The 17,551-nt window shown below is 35.1% G+C and carries 13 protein-coding genes and 1 pseudogene; 5 read left to right on the plus strand and 9 right to left on the minus strand.

The genetic code is table 11. The features are described from left to right. Positions 1-110: 110 nt before the first annotated feature. The 4 genes and pseudogenes from ABXT67_RS13700 to gcvT all read right to left on the minus strand — a co-directional run bounded on the left by ABXT67_RS13700 (position 111) and on the right by gcvT (position 3,557). Entirely contained in the window at positions 111-392 is a 282-nt protein-coding gene (locus ABXT67_RS13700; protein WP_415374606.1) for a 4a-hydroxytetrahydrobiopterin dehydratase, read from the minus strand. Between the two features lie 101 nt (positions 393-493). Further along, on the minus strand, positions 494-1,345 hold the full coding sequence (locus ABXT67_RS13705) for a sugar nucleotide-binding protein (protein ID WP_415374607.1): 852 nt from the start codon (positions 1,343-1,345) through the stop codon (positions 494-496). 12 nt (positions 1,346-1,357) lie between these two features. Next, positions 1,358-2,272: a glutaminase gene (locus ABXT67_RS13710; RefSeq protein ID WP_415374608.1), complete on the minus strand. Its 915-nt coding sequence runs from the start codon at positions 2,270-2,272 to the stop codon at positions 1,358-1,360. A gap of 203 nt (positions 2,273-2,475) precedes the next feature. Continuing rightward, positions 2,476-3,557, minus strand: a pseudogene (gcvT, locus tag ABXT67_RS13715) (glycine cleavage system aminomethyltransferase GcvT). 280 nt (positions 3,558-3,837) lie between these two features. Between gcvT and ABXT67_RS13720 the strand changes: the two are divergent. Further along, positions 3,838-4,059: a hypothetical protein gene (locus ABXT67_RS13720; RefSeq protein ID WP_415374609.1), complete on the plus strand. Its 222-nt coding sequence runs from the start codon at positions 3,838-3,840 to the stop codon at positions 4,057-4,059. 129 nt (positions 4,060-4,188) lie between these two features. Beyond that, positions 4,189-4,527 carry a tetratricopeptide repeat protein gene (locus ABXT67_RS13725; protein WP_415374610.1) on the plus strand — a complete coding sequence of 113 codons (339 nt, stop codon included), beginning with the start codon at positions 4,189-4,191 and terminating at the stop codon, positions 4,525-4,527. A gap of 519 nt (positions 4,528-5,046) precedes the next feature. Here the strand turns inward: ABXT67_RS13725 and ABXT67_RS13730 are convergent. Further along, the gene (locus ABXT67_RS13730) at positions 5,047-6,432 is read right to left on the minus strand and encodes a choice-of-anchor B family protein (protein WP_415374611.1); all 1,386 of its coding nucleotides are present in this window, start codon (positions 6,430-6,432) and stop codon (positions 5,047-5,049) included. Between the two features lie 211 nt (positions 6,433-6,643). Here ABXT67_RS13730 and ABXT67_RS13735 point away from each other — a divergent pair, with 211 nt between their 5' ends. Next, entirely contained in the window at positions 6,644-8,182 is a 1,539-nt protein-coding gene (locus tag ABXT67_RS13735) for an NAD(P)H-hydrate dehydratase (RefSeq protein ID WP_415374612.1), read from the plus strand. 109 nt (positions 8,183-8,291) lie between these two features. Here ABXT67_RS13735 and ABXT67_RS13740 read toward each other — a convergent pair whose 3' ends face one another. Beyond that, entirely contained in the window at positions 8,292-9,323 is a 1,032-nt protein-coding gene (locus ABXT67_RS13740) for a TlpA family protein disulfide reductase (protein WP_415374613.1), read from the minus strand. A gap of 128 nt (positions 9,324-9,451) precedes the next feature. Here ABXT67_RS13740 and hutH point away from each other — a divergent pair, with 128 nt between their 5' ends. Further along, a complete protein-coding gene (gene hutH, locus ABXT67_RS13745) occupies positions 9,452-10,960 on the plus strand; it encodes a histidine ammonia-lyase (RefSeq protein ID WP_415374614.1) in 1,509 nt (502 codons plus the stop codon). Here hutH and ABXT67_RS13750 read toward each other — a convergent pair. The 3 genes from ABXT67_RS13750 to ABXT67_RS13760 all read right to left on the minus strand — a co-directional run bounded on the left by ABXT67_RS13750 (position 10,932) and on the right by ABXT67_RS13760 (position 14,701). Further along, the gene (locus ABXT67_RS13750; protein WP_415374615.1) at positions 10,932-11,333 is read right to left on the minus strand and encodes a hypothetical protein; all 402 of its coding nucleotides are present in this window, start codon (positions 11,331-11,333) and stop codon (positions 10,932-10,934) included. The two genes, hutH and ABXT67_RS13750, sit on opposite strands and share 29 nt — an antisense overlap. 396 nt (positions 11,334-11,729) lie before the next feature. Beyond that, positions 11,730-11,909, minus strand: a complete 180-nt coding sequence (locus ABXT67_RS13755; RefSeq protein ID WP_415374616.1) for a hypothetical protein — start codon at positions 11,907-11,909, stop codon at positions 11,730-11,732. A 236-nt stretch (positions 11,910-12,145) separates the two neighbouring features. Next, entirely contained in the window at positions 12,146-14,701 is a 2,556-nt protein-coding gene (locus ABXT67_RS13760) for an ATP-dependent Clp protease ATP-binding subunit (protein WP_415374617.1), read from the minus strand. Between the two features lie 262 nt (positions 14,702-14,963). Here ABXT67_RS13760 and gyrA point away from each other — a divergent pair, with 262 nt between their 5' ends. Continuing rightward, positions 14,964-17,504 carry a DNA gyrase subunit A gene (gene gyrA / locus ABXT67_RS13765; RefSeq protein ID WP_415374618.1) on the plus strand — a complete coding sequence of 847 codons (2,541 nt, stop codon included), beginning with the start codon at positions 14,964-14,966 and terminating at the stop codon, positions 17,502-17,504. The last annotated feature ends 47 nt before the right edge of the window (positions 17,505-17,551 follow it).

A 17,551-nucleotide genomic window follows, 5' to 3' on the forward strand; every position in this document is an offset into this window, starting at 1 on the left:
CGATTCTATTTGAAAAGCGAAAAACTACTATAAAATATATTTTTACAGTAGTTCTTCGCTAGATGAATCAGGTATTATTGATTCTGATAATAAAGTCATTTTACAATAAATCACCCAATTAAAGCATCAATAATTTCCGCTAATTCAAAATCTTTTTCAGTAACTCCATCTGCATCGTGGGTGGTTAAGAATATTTCTAAGCTATTATATACATTGCTCCATTCTGGGTGGTGGCCTAATCTTTCGGCTTCAAAGGCTATTCTTGTCATCGCAGAAAAGGCTTCTTTAAAGTTTTCAAACTCAAAAACCGTGTGCAAAGCATCATCGTGATAATCCCAACCTTCAAAACTTTTTAATCTTTCTTGGATTTGTTCTTCAGTAAGTTTTTCCATAGTTGAATTTTTAATGTTTTTAGCCTGAGCTTGGCGAAGTTTATGAGCAAAGGTCCTCTATAAGCTCAAACAGACTTGTTTTAGTTAATTTACAGTTATTATTAATTTCTTAATGTTACAATATCTTCTAAGATACAATTTTCAATAACTTCAGCAACGGTAATTCGATATGTTTTTGGAAGTTTTTTTAGCTTTGGAAGGATGGCTAAAAACCGATCTTCATTGCTACCGTACACATTTTTGAAAATTGGAAATGAACCATTGTATTTTTCACAAATTTCAGCAAAAAGATCGTGATGGTGGATCACATCTTCACTAGAAAGATGGAAAATTCCATCTTCAGATCTATTGGCTAAATAATGGATTTGTTGCGCAATTTTAAAAGCAGTGGTAACACTTACAATCGTATCTGGATACACTTCAAAATTGGCGTGGTTTTTTGTTGCTTGCCTAAGCTGCGTGATAATAGGAGAGTTGTTTCCTAATACTAATGGCAATCTTAAAATCGCTGCTTGGGCAGGAATTTCACTTTGCACTAATTTTTCAGCTGCAATTAAAAATTTACCTTTATCAGTAACCGAAATAGGACGCTTATTTTCATACGATGGAAATTCAAAAGTACCATCAAATACAGCAACAGAAGATAGTAAGAAGAATCTACTATGATGATTTATTGCGACGTACGCACAAATCTTTTTGTACTCCGGTAATTGATTTTTTCGGTTGGCTCCAATGGCCGAAATAATAATCGTTGGTTTAATTTCAGCTAAAATAGAATCTATATTTTGTTTGTCGGTTGTATATTTAAAAAAGGCTTGATTGTCTTTATATGTTTCAGAAGCTGAAGCATACGTTCCGCAGGTATCAAAATAATGGCATAGCTCTCTATAAATAACATTGCCAATATAACCGCTGGCGCCTAAAATTAAAACCGTGTGTTTTTTGAGTTTCATATACTATGTTCTCTAAAAAATAGAAGATTTTGTTTGGGTAGTAAATTGCTCTAAGGCTTTCATTCCTAGATACGAATTTCCTTTGTCGTTAAGTCCTGGGGACCAAGTAGTAATTACAAATTCGTTGGGTAATAATGCTACAATACCGCCACCAACGCCACTTTTTCCTGGCAATCCTACTTCAAAAGCAAATTCACCGGCTTCATCATAAAAACCACAGGTGAGCATGATAGCATTAATCCGTTTTGCTTGTGTCGCCGTTAAACAGGCATTTCCACCCATACAAATACCTTGATTGGCAAAGGCAAAAAAGGCATTGGACAATTGTTTACAGTTCATAGCAATACTGCATTGGTGAAAATAGAAATCGAGCACGGTTTCTACTTCGTTTTCCAGATTGCCAAAGGACTTTAATAAATTGGCAATGGCATAATTTCTAAATCCTGTTTTATGTTCAGATTCGGCTACTTTTTTGTCAAAATCAATGCTTTGGTCATTTGCTAAATCTCGTACAAATTGTAAGAAATCTTCTTTGGGATTTTCTAAAGAACTTACCAAACAATCTGCAATGACAATGGATCCCGAATTTATTAAAGGGTTGCGTGGTATGCCTTTTTCCCGCTCCAACAAGGATAAATAATTAAAAGGATTTCCCGACGGTTCAACATCAACGCGCTCCCAAAGTTTGTTTCCTTGATTGGCAAATGCCATGGCGAGTGAAAACACTTTTGAAATACTTTGAATAGAAAAAGCTGTTTCTGCATCTCCAACTTCAAAATTATTCGCATTAATCGTATTTAAATAAATAGCAAATTTGTCTTTTGAGACTTTTGCAAGTTCAGGAATATAGTTAGCTACTTCGCCTTTATTTTCTACTTGGGAAAGTGTTTTGTGAATGTTGTTTAGAATTTTTTGGTAGTCTTGCACGAAAAAGGATTGTGGGTTTAAAAGTTTATTTGCTCATTGGGTAATTAAAAAAGTACTCCCATCTTAATTTTGAAAGAATATGCCAGCGTTTAATTATGTCTTATAACCGAAATCCAACTTCCCTTATGCACAAGATTTTTTTAATTACTAATTTATAACCGCTGGGGAAAGGATCTTAATTTTATCTTTTAAAATAAATTGTTTCACCCTTTATAAAAAGGCAATTTTACCACCGTCGCAGGTACCGCATTTTTACGAATTTGAATATAAATTTGTGATCCAACGTCCTTAAATGCAATGGTAACATAGCCAAGGCCAATTCCAATGCCTAGTGATGGCGACATGGTGCCGCTGGTTACTTCACCAATTTTATTACTGTTATTATCTACGATATCGTAGCCTTGTCTTGGGATTCCCCGTTCATTGAGCTCAAAGGCGACTAATTTATTATCAATACCGCGTTCTTTTTGTTTTTTAAGTGCTTCACTGTTTACAAAATCCTTGGTAAATTTTGTAATCCATCCCAATCCAGCTTCAAGAGGGGAAGTGGTGTCTGTTATATCGTTTCCGTAGAGACAATAGCCCATTTCTAAACGCAGTGTATCACGAGCCGCAAGCCCTATTGGTTTGATTCCCCAAGCGGTTCCTGCTTCTAGTACTTTGTTCCAAATTTGAGCTACCTCTTCGTTTTTACAATAAATTTCGAATCCGCCGCTTCCTGTATACCCGGTTGCGCTTATAATAACGTTTTCGATTCCTGCAAAATCTGAAACCTTAAACGTGTAGAATTTTATAGCTGAAAGATCTTCACTCGCTAAGGATTGCATTGCTTCAATAGCATCTGGGCCTTGAATGGCAAGTAAAGAATATCCTTCGCTTATATTTTTTAGTTCTGCATGCACGTGGTTGTGTTTGTTAATCCACGCCCAATCTTTATCGATATTAGATGCATTTACAACAAGCAACCATTGTTCTTCTTCAAGACGGTATACAATAAGGTCGTCTACAATACCACCATCTGAGTTAGGCAAGCAACTGTATTGCGCTTGACCATCTACCAATTTTGATGCATCGTTGCTACAAACGAGCTGAATTAAAGCAAGCGCTTTGGGGCCTTTTACGAGAAATTACCCATGTGCGAAACATCAAAAACACCTACACCAGTTCTCACGGTTTCGTGTTCTGCCTTTACGCCTTCGTAAGAAACAGGCATATTATAGCCTGCAAAAGGAACCATTTTTGCCCCAAGGGCTTCGTGTATTTTACTTAATGCTGTTTCTTTCATAAATATATTCCCACTTATTTGGGAGTGTTTTTAAAAGTGCTTTTTACTTTCAGCACTATTTTGTAATTGATACACTTAGGAGTTATGATCAGTAAAAACTCTTGTGTTTTTTTCGCAATACAAATGTAACGTGTAGCGATATAGATGACCAAATTTTTAAATGAATTTGTTTAAACATTAGTGAATGACTTTTTATTTCCAAAGTATAGCATCTTTGGCTTAAAGGCACTGTTTGGTAATAGACTATTTTAGTTGATTTTAGAAAAAAAGTGAATGTGTATTGAACGTTATAAAAGCTATATTTCTTCTTATTTCGAGTCTATTATTGTTTAAGGATAATACTTTAAAAACACAAACTAGTGATGATTCCTTGCGATTGATTTGGAATAATGAACCGCAATTAGATTCCATTCGGTTTGATGCGCTAACTGAATATCATATTAAAAATAGTTTTGCGCATCCTGATTTGGTTTTAATATATACAAACGATCATTATCAATGAGCACAACGTAAAAATAGTAAGAAAGAAATGGCCAAAACGCCTAACGAGCGTGCTATTGAATTTTACGCAAAAGGTAATTATGATTGTTCTGAAGTTATGCTTTAAAAGGCACCCACGCTCATAGAAAAATTGGAAGACCCTACTTTTTTAACCAAGAAATATGCAAATTTTGGAAATATTTATCGGGTACAAAACATGGGTCGACAGGCAATACGATATTATATACTAAGCTTAGATAGATGTAGGAAAGGAAATTTAGAATCTGCTCAAGGAGAGATACTAAATAATCTAGGGTTGGTGTGCTACGACATCAATAATTTTGAGCTTGCTTTAGACTTATTTAAAAAGATAAATATAGAAAATGAGAATGGAAATATTTGGTTAAATATTGGTGCTGTTCATTTTGAAAAAGGAGCTTATGATAAAACTGTTCTAATTGGGGAGAGTGCTTTGACTTCGCTGATTTAATTCTGACTATATATGAAAGACTAATTCACTAAACGTTTTATATAAATGTTACAAAAAATAGAACTGGTATGATTAGAACGGTACAGATTGGAAGCAAAAAACAGCGACGCTAACTGGAGATATAGGAAGTGATTTTTTTCGCAGGTCTATAAGCCTATATCGAGAATGCAGTATTATTGCCATTGGGACTCCTTTTAACAGCGTTTATGGTGCTAATTCTTTACAAGCTCGTGTATTTGAAAAAATGATTTTAGCTACACCGTATCTGTCAAGCTTCAATGTGAGTTACTATCCCAACCCTAATCCAAGCTTTGTCACTATAAAATCTTCATAAAGTAATATGGGAGTGACACTTTTTAACTTACTGGGGCAAAAACTAATGAATGTTAAAGGAAAGGGTGCTATTTTAAAAATAGGTTTTACCAAACAGGCTGTTGGCACCTATTTTGTCAGATAGACAAAACACTGAAACAATAAAAATCATTAAAAAATAAAGTTAAGTAGCTGTTAAATTATAACTTAATGGAGTATCACTTTTTTTACAACAGCATTATTAATCTTTAGAAAGAATACCCCTTTGGCGTATTTGGAAACATCTATAGTAGTCGATAGGCTATTAATTTCTTTTGAAAAGAGTAGCCTGCCTGTATTTTCGAAAAGCTCAATTTTAGAAATTAGTTTGTTGTTCCCATTAATGCTAAGTTCACTTCTTGCCGGATTTGGAAAAATGGTAATTTCGTTGGCTTCAAAATCTGTAATCCCTAAAGAACTTGAACGAATCAATACCATCCCTGGAATAAAACTAGGGTCACTAAAATTGAGTGTAGAAATTAATAGGGTGCCACTTTCAAAATAAGGATAGATATTCCAAGCTCCATTATAAGAGGCTGTATTGTTCGCAGGTAAAACATCAAAGAAACCTGTTTCGGTTATATTTTGATTTTCTATATCACTAATATCAATCATTCGCACTCCGGCCGAATAATTAGCAAGATAATAGGTGTCGCCTTTTACATATCCGTTATGGTCTGTAGCAAAGGTAGGCCCAGAATATTCAAAATGCAGTTGGGGATCATCGAGATCGCTAAAATCAAAAATAATAGTACGGGTTTCAAAACCTATATTTATTTCATCTATTTCATCTCCAAGAAGAAAGTATCTTTGGTCTTCTGTAAACCAACCTTGATGTGTGTATACTGTGTTAGGGTAGGTGGCGGTTGAAATTGCTATTGGATTGGATTTGTTTGTAATGTCTACAATAGAAATATAACTCTCATTACTTCCTATATAAATTTCTCTTCCTGTATAGTCTGCATCCGGGCCATTATAGGTAACTACTTGGCCATCGTGACTATAAAAGTCGAGCGGATATCCACCAGCTGCGGTTGGATTTAAAGGCTCAGAAATGTCTACAAAATGGGGACCCCCGTTATAGGTGCTCGTTCCCAAACCATAAGCATATCCTTGATTTTCATTTATAACTACATTATGCGCATTTCCAAAACCATTATAATGAGCATCTTCTGTAAAGTTTTCTGGAGGTGAGGTAACGCTTCTTAAACGAGTTAAATCAAAAATTTGCATACCGTGTCCCGTTGCTTCACTTACAATAAATGCATAGTTATTATAAGTTTTCACATCTCTCCAAATACTGCTGGTAGTATGCGTATCTAACCTTCCTAGATAAATGGGATTTATGGGATCATCTATATTTATGAAAGCAGTACCATCATCCAACCCCAGCAAAACATACTCAGAGCCAGTATCTGGGTCTGTCCAACCCCAAGAATCATTGGCATTGTTTGAACCAAATTCTGACGCTGCCATTTCTGAAAGCAAATCATAGCCACTACAAGGATAATCACCAGCAAATCCGTTTTGACAAGGGGTTTGTGCTATTAGCATTGCATTTGCAAATAAGGTTATTATGATGCGTATTTTTTTTATAACTTTTATTTTGAATTGTAATATTAAACAAATTATTTAAAGTTGAATATTTATAAACTCCTAAATTTGTCATATTTAAATCCTGATACCTAAAAATGAGATATTATATTTTGATTTCTAGTAACTTTGAGATTCATAAAATTTAAATCAGTTCAGACACAAAAACAAGATGAAAGTCCTTTCCAGTAAACAATTATACGAAGCAGATAAAATAACCACTAAAAATCAAGAAATTACTTCCGTAGCTCTTATGGAGCGAGCTGCGGGACAAATTTTTACTTGGTTGCATCAGCGATTGCAGGGCGCCCAAGTACCCATTCATATTTTTTGTGGTATTGGAAATAATGGTGGTGATGGTTTAGCTTTAGGAAGATTGCTTATTGAAAACGGATACGTTGTTAAATGCTATATAGCTAATTTTACAGATAAACGCTCCAAGTGTTTTCTTATTAACTACGGAAGGTATAAAGAAGTTACAAAGGATTGGCCTTTGTTAATGAAAGGAGACACAGATTTTCCAGATATAAACGAAGAAGATATTATTATTGATGCATTGTTTGGAATAGGCTTAAATCGCCCACCTAAGGGGTGGATAAAGGACTTAATCATTCATATAAATAGTAAGCGTGCTTATAAATTATCTATAGATGTTCCAAGTGGCCTCTATGCCGAAAAACCTATTGAAGACCCAGAGGCAATAGTAAAACCGAATCATACACTTACATTTCAGACACCAAAATTGTCTTTCTTTTTACCTGAAAGTGGTCCCTATGTCACTTTTTATGAGGTGCTTGATATTGGATTGGATGAAGAGTTTATGGAAACTGTTGAGCCCTTAGCCCAGCTTATTGAAAAGCCTGAAGCACAAGGTTTCTATAAACAACGTCACAAATATGCGCACAAAGGAAATTTTGGACATGCGTTAATTGTTGCCGGAAGTTATGGCAGTATTGGTGCTGCAGTATTGAGTACAAAAGCCACCTTACGCATTGGTGCTGGTAAAGTAACCTCATTTATACCTGCGTGCGGTTACACAACCATGCAAAGTACAGTTCCAGAGGCGTTGGTGCGTACAGATGAAAATGAAAAAGTACTCTCAAAGATTGATTTTGATTTTATGCCAGACGCTATTGCTGTAGGAATGGGAATGGGCACCGGTAAAGAAGCAGTAGCGGCTTTGCAAGGATTACTTAAGAAAGTAGCCTGTCCCATTTTATTAGATGCTGATGCGTTAAATTGTATTGCTTCTACAAAAACATTGCTAAAATTGATTCCTAAAAATGCAATTTTAACCCCACATCTAGGTGAATTAAAAAGATTAGTAGGGGAGTGGGCGGATGATTTTGATAAAATAGAAAAGACAAAAGCTTTCGCAAAAAAGTACCAGGTCATTATCGTTATAAAAGGCGCAAATACGATGGTTGTTTCTGAAGATGAAATATATATCAACACTACCGGAAATCCAGGGATGGCGACCGCTGGGAGTGGCGATGTGTTGAGTGGCGTTATTGCTGGCTTGGTAGCCCAAGGTTACGACCCATTAATGGCGTCGGTATTTGGTGTTTATTTGCACGGTAGCGCGGGAAATATTGCATCACAGGCCATAGGTTTTGAAGCAATGATGGCAAGCGATATTACAAATATGTTAGGAGATGCTTTTATAGAATTGTTTAGAAAAGACGAAAGTCCAGTTGACAGTGAGCAGTAGCGATTGGCGGTATTTTTTCTTTGTTAAATACAAAAGCGAATAACTCATTTTGAGATATTCGCTTTTGTATTGTATGTTGCGGTTTAAAATAGAAAACGCGCTACTGCTACTACATCAAATCATCTAGCATTGTTCTAATCTTTTCATCACTTGGTCTAGGGGCGTTTGGGTCTACAATATTTCCTTCTTTATCTAACAATATAAACCTTGGAATTCCTTTAATCCTGTAGTTTTTTATAAATGCTGTTTGCCATCCATTAGGGGCAAATAATTGTATTCCTCCCAAGTTCATATCTTGAACCATTGCTTTCCATTTTTCATTTGCTCTTATCAAACTACCTCGATGCGATCTTGCATCATCAATAGACATGCTTAAAAATGCAATATTTTTTCCTGCATAGTCTTCCGCTAGTTTCTTGAGTGAAGGAATTTCTGCTTTACAAGGCCCACACCAAGTTGCCCAAATATCAATATAGACATTTTTTCCTTTTAAATCTGATAATGAAGTAGTGCCTCCTTTTGCATTTTCAAAGTTTACAAACGTTGGAGAAGGTGCTCCTTTGGGCATCGCTAATCGTAAAGAAATCATTTCGCCATAATAATTTTTAAAAGATTTCATCATCATACCAAGCTCTTGCTTATTTCCAGATACAAGCAGAGAATCTATTCCTTGTTCACCATCTATAAAATCAATAGTCTGCTTCGTCATTTCAGAAATTTTAACTTCTAATTCTATGAGATCTAGCGCATTGAAATCTTGATCGTAAAGCTCTTTTTCAAAATTCATTTTCTTAATTAAATAGTTGCTGTTTTCTGCACCTTTCCCAGAATACTTGATGCTTTTTTCAAAATCTTCGGCATCGATATTCATATCAATTTCATATCCATTTTTTAAAAAAACAGGAGTGCTTTCGGTACCATTATCAAAATAATAAACACCTGCTTCTATTTTAAGTGTGTCCCTAAACGTTCCTTTTTCAGTAACCACAAAAGACTTTTTGAAAGTTCTACTATTAATAGAAATGGAATCTGAAGTGTTATTTTCAATGGTTCCTGAGAATGTAACATAATCTTTTGGCACTTCCTCTTTACACCCGTAAATCGAGATTGCTATAAGGAGAATTAAATATATATTTTTCATAAAAGTATCTTATAAAGAGTAGAATATTTATTTAAAAGCCGCAAATTTAATGCTTTATACTTACTACATTCTTATTTTGTAAAAACTTAACAAGAAATTGTACTTTTGCAGGATACAATCTATTTTATATGAAAGAACATCATTATATAAGCACTACGGTTTTAGATATTTCAGACGTAAAGGAAATTTTGGAAACCAATCAAAAACTAGCGTTATCTGAGGAAGCTGTTAGCAATATTAATAAATCTTACAAATACCTTCAGTCAAAAATCACAAATAATGATATTCCTATTTATGGTATTAATACTGGGTTTGGATCACTTTGCAATGTGAAAATTTCTGCTGAAAATCTTTCAAAGCTTCAAGAGAATTTAGTGATGTCTCATGCTTGCGGTACTGGTGAATATGTACCTCAAGAGATTGTTAAAATAATGCTATTATTAAAAATACAGTCGTTATCCTATGGGTATAGCGGTGTGCAATTGATAACGGTAGAGCGCCTTATAAAAATGTTTAATAACGACGTTATTCCTGTTATATACACTCAAGGAAGTTTAGGCGCTTCTGGAGATTTAGCTCCCTTAGCACATATGTCATTACCGCTTTTAGGTAAAGGCGATGTTTGGGTTAATGACACCATAATTCCTGCAGCTACAGTATTGAAAGAGTATCATTGGGAACCCATTATACTACAAGCAAAAGAAGGACTTGCGCTACTAAATGGGACTCAATTTATGAGTGCTTATGGTGTGCATTGTTTATTGAAAAGCTATAAATATTCCTATTTAGCAGATGCTATTAGTGCCATTTCTATAGATGCTTTTGACTGTAATATGAGTCCATATAATTCATTAGTTCATTTAGTGAGACCACATCGTGGACAGGTTAAAACAGCAGAACGTATTAATGAGCTTTTAGAAGGAAGCGAATTGGGTGCTACCGAAAAGGAAAATGTTCAAGACCCATATTCTTTTAGATGTATTCCACAAGTTCATGGTGCTTCAAAAGATACCATTGGCTTTGTTCATAAAACATTTAAAACTGAGATAAACAGTGTTACTGATAACCCAAATATATTTATAGAAGAAGATTTAATTATATCTGGTGGTAATTTCCACGGTCAACCCTTGGCATTAGGTCTTGATTATTTAGGAATAGCAATGTGTGAACTTGGTAATATTTCTGAAAGAAGAATTTACCAATTGGTTTCTGGACTTAGGGGCTTACCTGCATTTTTAGTAGACAATCCAGGTTTAAATAGTGGTTTTATGATACCACAATATACCGCAGCGAGTATTGTTAGCCAGAATAAACAACTGGCAACACCTGCTTCTGTAGATTCTATTGTTTCCTCTAATGGGCAAGAAGACCATGTAAGTATGGGCGCAAATTCTGCTACTAAATGCTTACGGATTGTTGATAATATTGAGACTATTTTAGCAATTGAATTATTGAACGCTTCACAAGCGCTCAACTTTAGAAAGCCAAGAAAATCTTCTCCTTTTATAGAAAGCTTTGTTTCTAATTTTAGAGAGGTAGTTTCCTTTGTATCTGAAGATAGAATTTTAGCAGATGATATTCATGCAGCAATAGGATTTTTGAAGAGCTTTAAAATTGATGATGATTTGATGTTTTAAGAATTTCGTCTTTCACTAATTCTTGAACCCAATTAACGGCATTTTCAAGTTCTAGAAAGACTTTTAACGGCTGTTTAAGGAATTTTTTTTCAAGATCTGATGTTTTAGTAATCGGATTTTCGTTTGCGACAATGGCAAAAGCAACCAGATTTTTGATCTTAGATGTTTTAAAATAAATCTGGGGGTCTACCGAGTATGAGTGCTTCCTGTGGGTTATATAACCGAATTTTCTGTTCTTAAAATAAGCTTCACTTATTTTTATAAGATCGTCATTATACTTTGGGGCAACAGTTATGCCTTCTTTCATCACAACAATAACATAATCTTTATAAACAGAGACCTCCCCAAATTCAAAGTGTAGTTTTTCTCTCATAACTATATAATTTAAATCTATTAGCTAGCACAATTAACGCAAGCATCTATCTGAGGAATTAGTAATATGCGCCCTTCAGATATTGGACTTTTATATCTACGACAAATTCCAAAATCGCCATTATTTATATTTTTTGACGAGACTTGTAAGCTTTTAAGTTTTTGTTCTGTTTATCTTAATGCCGCTTCATTAACTGTTTTGTTATTGATTGCATTCATTCTAGAAATTCTTCCTATTGCGTTTTCTGGTGCAATTGGTTTTGTGAGTTCCCGATATCTCACAATGGCTTAAGTTGCATTATGAATCTCTTCCTGTATCCTAGCACTTAATATATTTTGGTCGATCATATTTTGGAATAACTAAAAACAGTGCTATGGGACCATTGTATTTCTTCACTCAAAGTTGCAAATATTGAGAAAGGTTTTGAATAGAACTTCTTTCAAATTTTGAAAGATCTTTACATTTTAGATTGTCAGTTACTAAAGGATTAGCAATTAAGTTTCCAGTTTTTGAGGCAACTACATAGGTTATTGTGTCTGCGGCGCAGCACATTATCCTATGGGCTATGTATACCATTCGATTGTCTTTAAAGTGTTTCTTACTAACTTTAGTATTTCTCTATTATTCGGAGTAATTACAGGACCTTCGCAAATATCAGGTATTAAAACGGCCTCAAATACAAACCCCTCACAAAACCCCACATCATAACAATGAAATGTGCTAATCGATGTTATTTTTTTTGTAATATCAATACAAAAGACCACCTATTTATAAATAGACAGGTGGTCTAATAAGAAATTAAAAAAATAATTTTATGACTCTGTGGTCTTTTTTTGCTTTTTGATTTTAATTGTCAATTCATTCGACTTTTCATCAAGATCCATGGTTATTGTATCGCCTTCTTGAAGATTACTATTTATAATTTCTTCAGCGAGCGCATCCTCAATATATTTTTGAATCGCTCTTTTCAGCGGTCTTGCACCGTACTCTTTATCAAAACCTTTATCTGCGATATAATCTTTCGCTTTGTCGGTTAAGCTTAATTCGTACCCCAAGTCTTTAGTTCGCTCAAATAGTTGATCCAGTTCAATATCAATGATTTTATGAATGTGTTCCCGTTCAAGTGGATTAAAAACCATCACATCGTCAACACGGTTCAAAAATTCTGGAGCAAATGTTTTTTTAAGGGCATTTTCAATAATGCCTTTTGAATTAGCATCTGCTTGACTTGTTTTAGCGGAAGTTCCAAAACCAACACCTTGCCCGAAATCTTTCAATTTACGAGCGCCAATGTTAGATGTCATAATTATTATTGTATTTCTAAAGTCTATTTTGCGTCCTAAACTATCAGTTAAATGACCGTCATCTAATACTTGAAGTAACATATTAAAAACATCTGGGTGTGCTTTTTCTATTTCATCAAGTAATACAACAGCATAGGGCTTGCGACGAATCTTTTCGGTAAGTTGTCCACCTTCCTCATAGCCTACGTATCCCGGAGGCGCTCCTACTAGTCTAGAAATAGCGAACTTCTCCATATATTCACTCATATCTATCCTAATGAGGGCATTGTCACTATCAAAAAGCTCTCTCGCCAGTACTTTTGCCAATTGGGTTTTTCCAACTCCAGTTTGACCTAGAAATATAAATGAACCAATAGGTTTGTTAGGATCTTTTAAACCTGCTCTATTTCGTTGGATTGCCTTTACCACCTTTGTTACTGCCTCATCCTGTCCTATAACTTTTCCTTTAATAAGGTCTGGTAATTCGACAAGTTTATTGCTCTCTGTTTGCGCAATTCGGTTAACAGGTACTCCAGTCATCATAGAGACTACTTCGGCCACATCTTCTTCATCTACTTTTTCGCGATGCAGCTTACTGTCGTTTTCCCATTTTTCTTGTTCGGTAACTAGTTCTTTTTCAAGATTTTTTTCATCATCTCTTAATTTAGCCGCCTCTTCATATTTTTGTTTCTTAACTACGCTATTTTTTAATTCACGAACTTCTTCTAGTCGCTTTTCGATTTCAATAATTCTATCTGGAACATTTATATTCGTTATATGAACCCTAGAGCCTGCTTCGTCTAAAGCGTCAATAGCCTTGTCTGGAAGAAAACGCTCTGTCATATACCTATTGGTCAACTTTACACAAGCCTTAATAGCTTCATCTGTATATGTTACATTGTGATGGGATTCATATTTGTCTTTTATATTTTGGAGAATTTCAATAGTTTCTTCAACCGATGTAGGTTCAACAAGAACTTTTTGGAACCTTCTTTCAAGTGCTCCATCTTTTTCAATGTACTGTCTGTGCTCGTCTAGAGTAGTAGCCCCAATACATTGTATTTCGCCTCGAGCCAATGCGGGTTTGAACATGTTACTCGCGTCTAAAGAACCCGTTGCTCCTCCTGCGCCAACAATGGTGTGGATTTCATCAATAAAAAGAATAATATCTTCATTCTTTTCTAATTCATTCATTACAGCCTTCATTCTTTCTTCAAACTGTCCACGGTACTTTGTACCCGCCACGAGGCTTGCCAGATCCAAGGTTACAACGCGCTTGTCGTATAAAATTCTAGAAACTTTTCTTTGAATGATTCGCAATGCCAATCCTTCTGCAATGGCAGATTTACCAACTCCAGGTTCTCCAATTAATAATGGATTGTTCTTTTTTCTTCGACTTAATATTTGCGAAACACGCTGTATTTCGGCTTCGCGACCTACAACAGGGTCTAATTTGCCATCATCTGCCATCGCAGTTAAGTCTCTTCCAAAGTTATCTAAAACTGGAGTCTTTGATTTTTTATTTCCTTTAGCAGGAGATGCTCCACCAAAAAGATTCTCTTTTCCAGATTCTTCTTGATTGTTGTCATCTTCGTTTGGAAAAGATTCAGACGTTGGACTTTCTATATAATCGTCATCGTTTGCTAGCATAAGTTTAAATTGTTCTTTTACCCCGTCATAATCAACCTTCATTTTATTTAAAAGCTTTGTGGTGGGGTCGTTTTCATTTCTTAAAATACAAAGGAGTAAATGTGCCGTGTTAATTGCATTACTTTGAAATAACTTAGCTTCTAAAAAGGTTGTTTTTAAAGCACGTTCGGCCTGTCGTGTTAAATGCAAATTTTTCTTGTCATTACTGGAAACGCCAGTAGTAGGTGCAGCAGGGCTTAAGATTTCAACCTTTCTTCTAAGGTGATTTAAATCTACTTCTAATGCATTTAATATTGTTACCGCTTTGCCATTTCCGTCACGTAATAAACCTAGCATTAAATGTTCCGTGCCAATAAAATCGTGGCCCAAACGCAATGCTTCTTCTTTGCTAAATGCAATAACATCCTTTACTCTTGGGGAAAAATTATCATCCATACGCTCAATGTCTTTCTTTCTAAAGTTAATAAAATTAATTTGGGTATGCCAAAAACTATTCCTAATTTATCAGTAATAAATGTAAAGTGACAAAAAATAACAGGAATACGAAAGATAAAAATAGTATAGTTATCAACGGTTAAGCCCCTAATTTTTGTTAATAAATTCGTGAATAACAAGAGATCATTTTGGCAGTAAAAATGCACGAATAGCGTATATTGCTTGTCTAGTAAAATAACCTGAAAATAAAGAAATATATACTATGGCTGAAGGCGAAAAATTGATCCCTATCAACATCGAAGATGAAATGAAATCGGCGTACATAGATTATTCTATGTCTGTAATTGTGTCACGTGCTCTGCCAGATGTGCGGGATGGAATGAAACCCGTTCACCGTCGTGTCCTTTTCGGAATGCACGAATTAGGAATTAGGGCAACTGGATCACATAAGAAATCTGCCAGAATCGTTGGTGAAGTTCTAGGAAAATATCACCCTCACGGTGATACCTCTGTTTATGATGCTATGGTGCGTATGGCTCAGGAATGGAGTTTGCGATATTTGTTAGTAGATGGGCAAGGTAATTTTGGATCTGTAGATGGTGATAGTCCAGCAGCAATGCGTTATACAGAAGCTAGAATGCAACGTATTAGTGAAGATATGCTTGCTGATATTGATAAAGACACGGTAGATCATCAATTAAATTTTGATGACACCTTAAAAGAGCCAACTGTTCTGCCAACAAGAGTTCCAGGTTTGCTTATTAACGGAGCATCTGGTATTGCCGTGGGTATGGCTACAAATATGCCTCCTCATAACCTAACGGAAGTTTGTGAAGGTATTAAGGCATATATAGAAAATCCAGACATTGATATTGATGGATTAATGGAATTTGTAAAAGCACCAGATTTTCCAACAGGTGGAACTATTTATGGCTATGAAGGTGTTAAAGACGCTTTCCATACGGGTCGCGGTCGTATTGTTATGCGTGCCAAAGCTAGTTTTGAGGAAGTACAAGGTCGTGAATGTATTATCGTAACTGAAATTCCATACCAAGTGAATAAGGCAGATATGATTAAAAAGACTGCTGATCTTGTAAACGATAAGAAGATTGAAGGGATCTCTAACATTAGAGATGAGAGTGATAGAAATGGAATGCGTATCGTTTATATATTAAAAAGAGACGCGATTCCTAATATTGTACTCAATACATTGTATAAATATACATCATTGCAATCAAGTTTTAGTGTAAACAATATTGCACTTGTAAAAGGGCGTCCTCAAATGCTTAATTTAAAGGATTTGATACATTATTTTGTTGAACACCGTCACGAAGTTGTTGTGCGTAGAACAGAATACCTTCTCCGAAAAGCAAATGAAAGAGCTCATATATTAGAAGGACTTATTATTGCCTCAGATAATATAGATGAAGTAATAAGATTGATAAGAGCATCTGCCAATGCCGATGAGGCTAAAGCGTCTTTAATAAATGCATTTAAACTGTCTGACATACAAGCAAAGGCTATTGTTGAAATGCGTTTACGCCAATTAACAGGTCTTGAGCAAGATAAATTACGTACTGAATATGACGAGTTGTTAAAAACAATTGAAGATTACCAAGACATTCTTGCTAAAAAAGAGCGTAGAATGCTAATTATTCAAGAAGAACTCGAAGAAATCAAAACTAAATACGGTGATGAAAGACGTTCAGTTATAGAATATGCTGGAGGAGATGTTAGTATTACAGATCTTATTCCTGATGAACAGGTTGTCTTAACCATTTCGCACGCAGGTTATATAAAACGGACTTCCTTAACTGAATATAAAACTCAGAATAGAGGAGGAGTTGGACAAAAAGCTTCTGCAACAAGAAATGAAGATTTCCTAGAACATTTATTTGTAGGTACTAACCACCAATACATGTTATTCTTTACTCAAAAAGGAAAATGTTTCTGGATGCGTGTGTTTGAAATTCCTGAAGGAAGTAAAACATCTAAGGGAAGAGCGATACAAAATCTTATTAATATTGAGCCAGACGATAAAGTAATGGCCTTTATTTGTACCCAAGATCTAAAAGATGAAGCGTATGTGAACAGTCACAATGTGATTATGGCTACTAAAAAAGGCCAGGTTAAAAAGACACCACTCGAGCAATATTCAAGACCTCGTACCAATGGTATTAATGCCATCACTATAAAGGATGGAGATGAGCTTTTAGAAGCGAAACTTACTAATGGAAAGAGTCAAGTAATGCTTGCAGTAAAAAGTGGTAAAGCCATTAGGTTTGAAGAAGAGAAAACAAGACCTATGGGAAGAAATGCTTCCGGTGTTCGTGGAATAAGACTCGCTAATGAACAAGATGAAGTGGTAGGTATGATTGCTATTAATGATGTTGAATCTGAAATCTTAGTGGTTAGTGAAAAAGGCTACGGAAAACGTTCTAGCATTGAAGATTATAGAATTACAAACCGAGGTGGAAAAGGAGTGAAAACCATAAGTGTTACTGAAAAAACAGGAGGACTTGTTGCTATCAAAAATGTAATTGATAGTGATGATTTAATGATTATCAATAAATCTGGAATCGCGATTAGAATGGCTGTAGATTCACTTCGTGTAATGGGACGAGCTACTCAAGGTGTGCGTCTTATTAAAGTTAGAGAAAACGATAGTATTGCCGCTGTAGCAAAAGTAATGAAGGATGACGAGGATGATTTAGAGCTTGACGAAGATGGAGAAGTTAAGACGGCCGTGGATATTGGAACAAACGAAAATGACACCGCTATTGCAAAAGGTGAAGAAGAATAAATAATAACTAACAAAAAATCTTTATTTTTAATCATTAAATAAAATTT

It is taken from the genome of Patiriisocius sp. Uisw_017 (assembly GCF_047731265.1).
Classification (GTDB): Bacteria; Bacteroidota; Bacteroidia; order Flavobacteriales; family Flavobacteriaceae; genus Patiriisocius.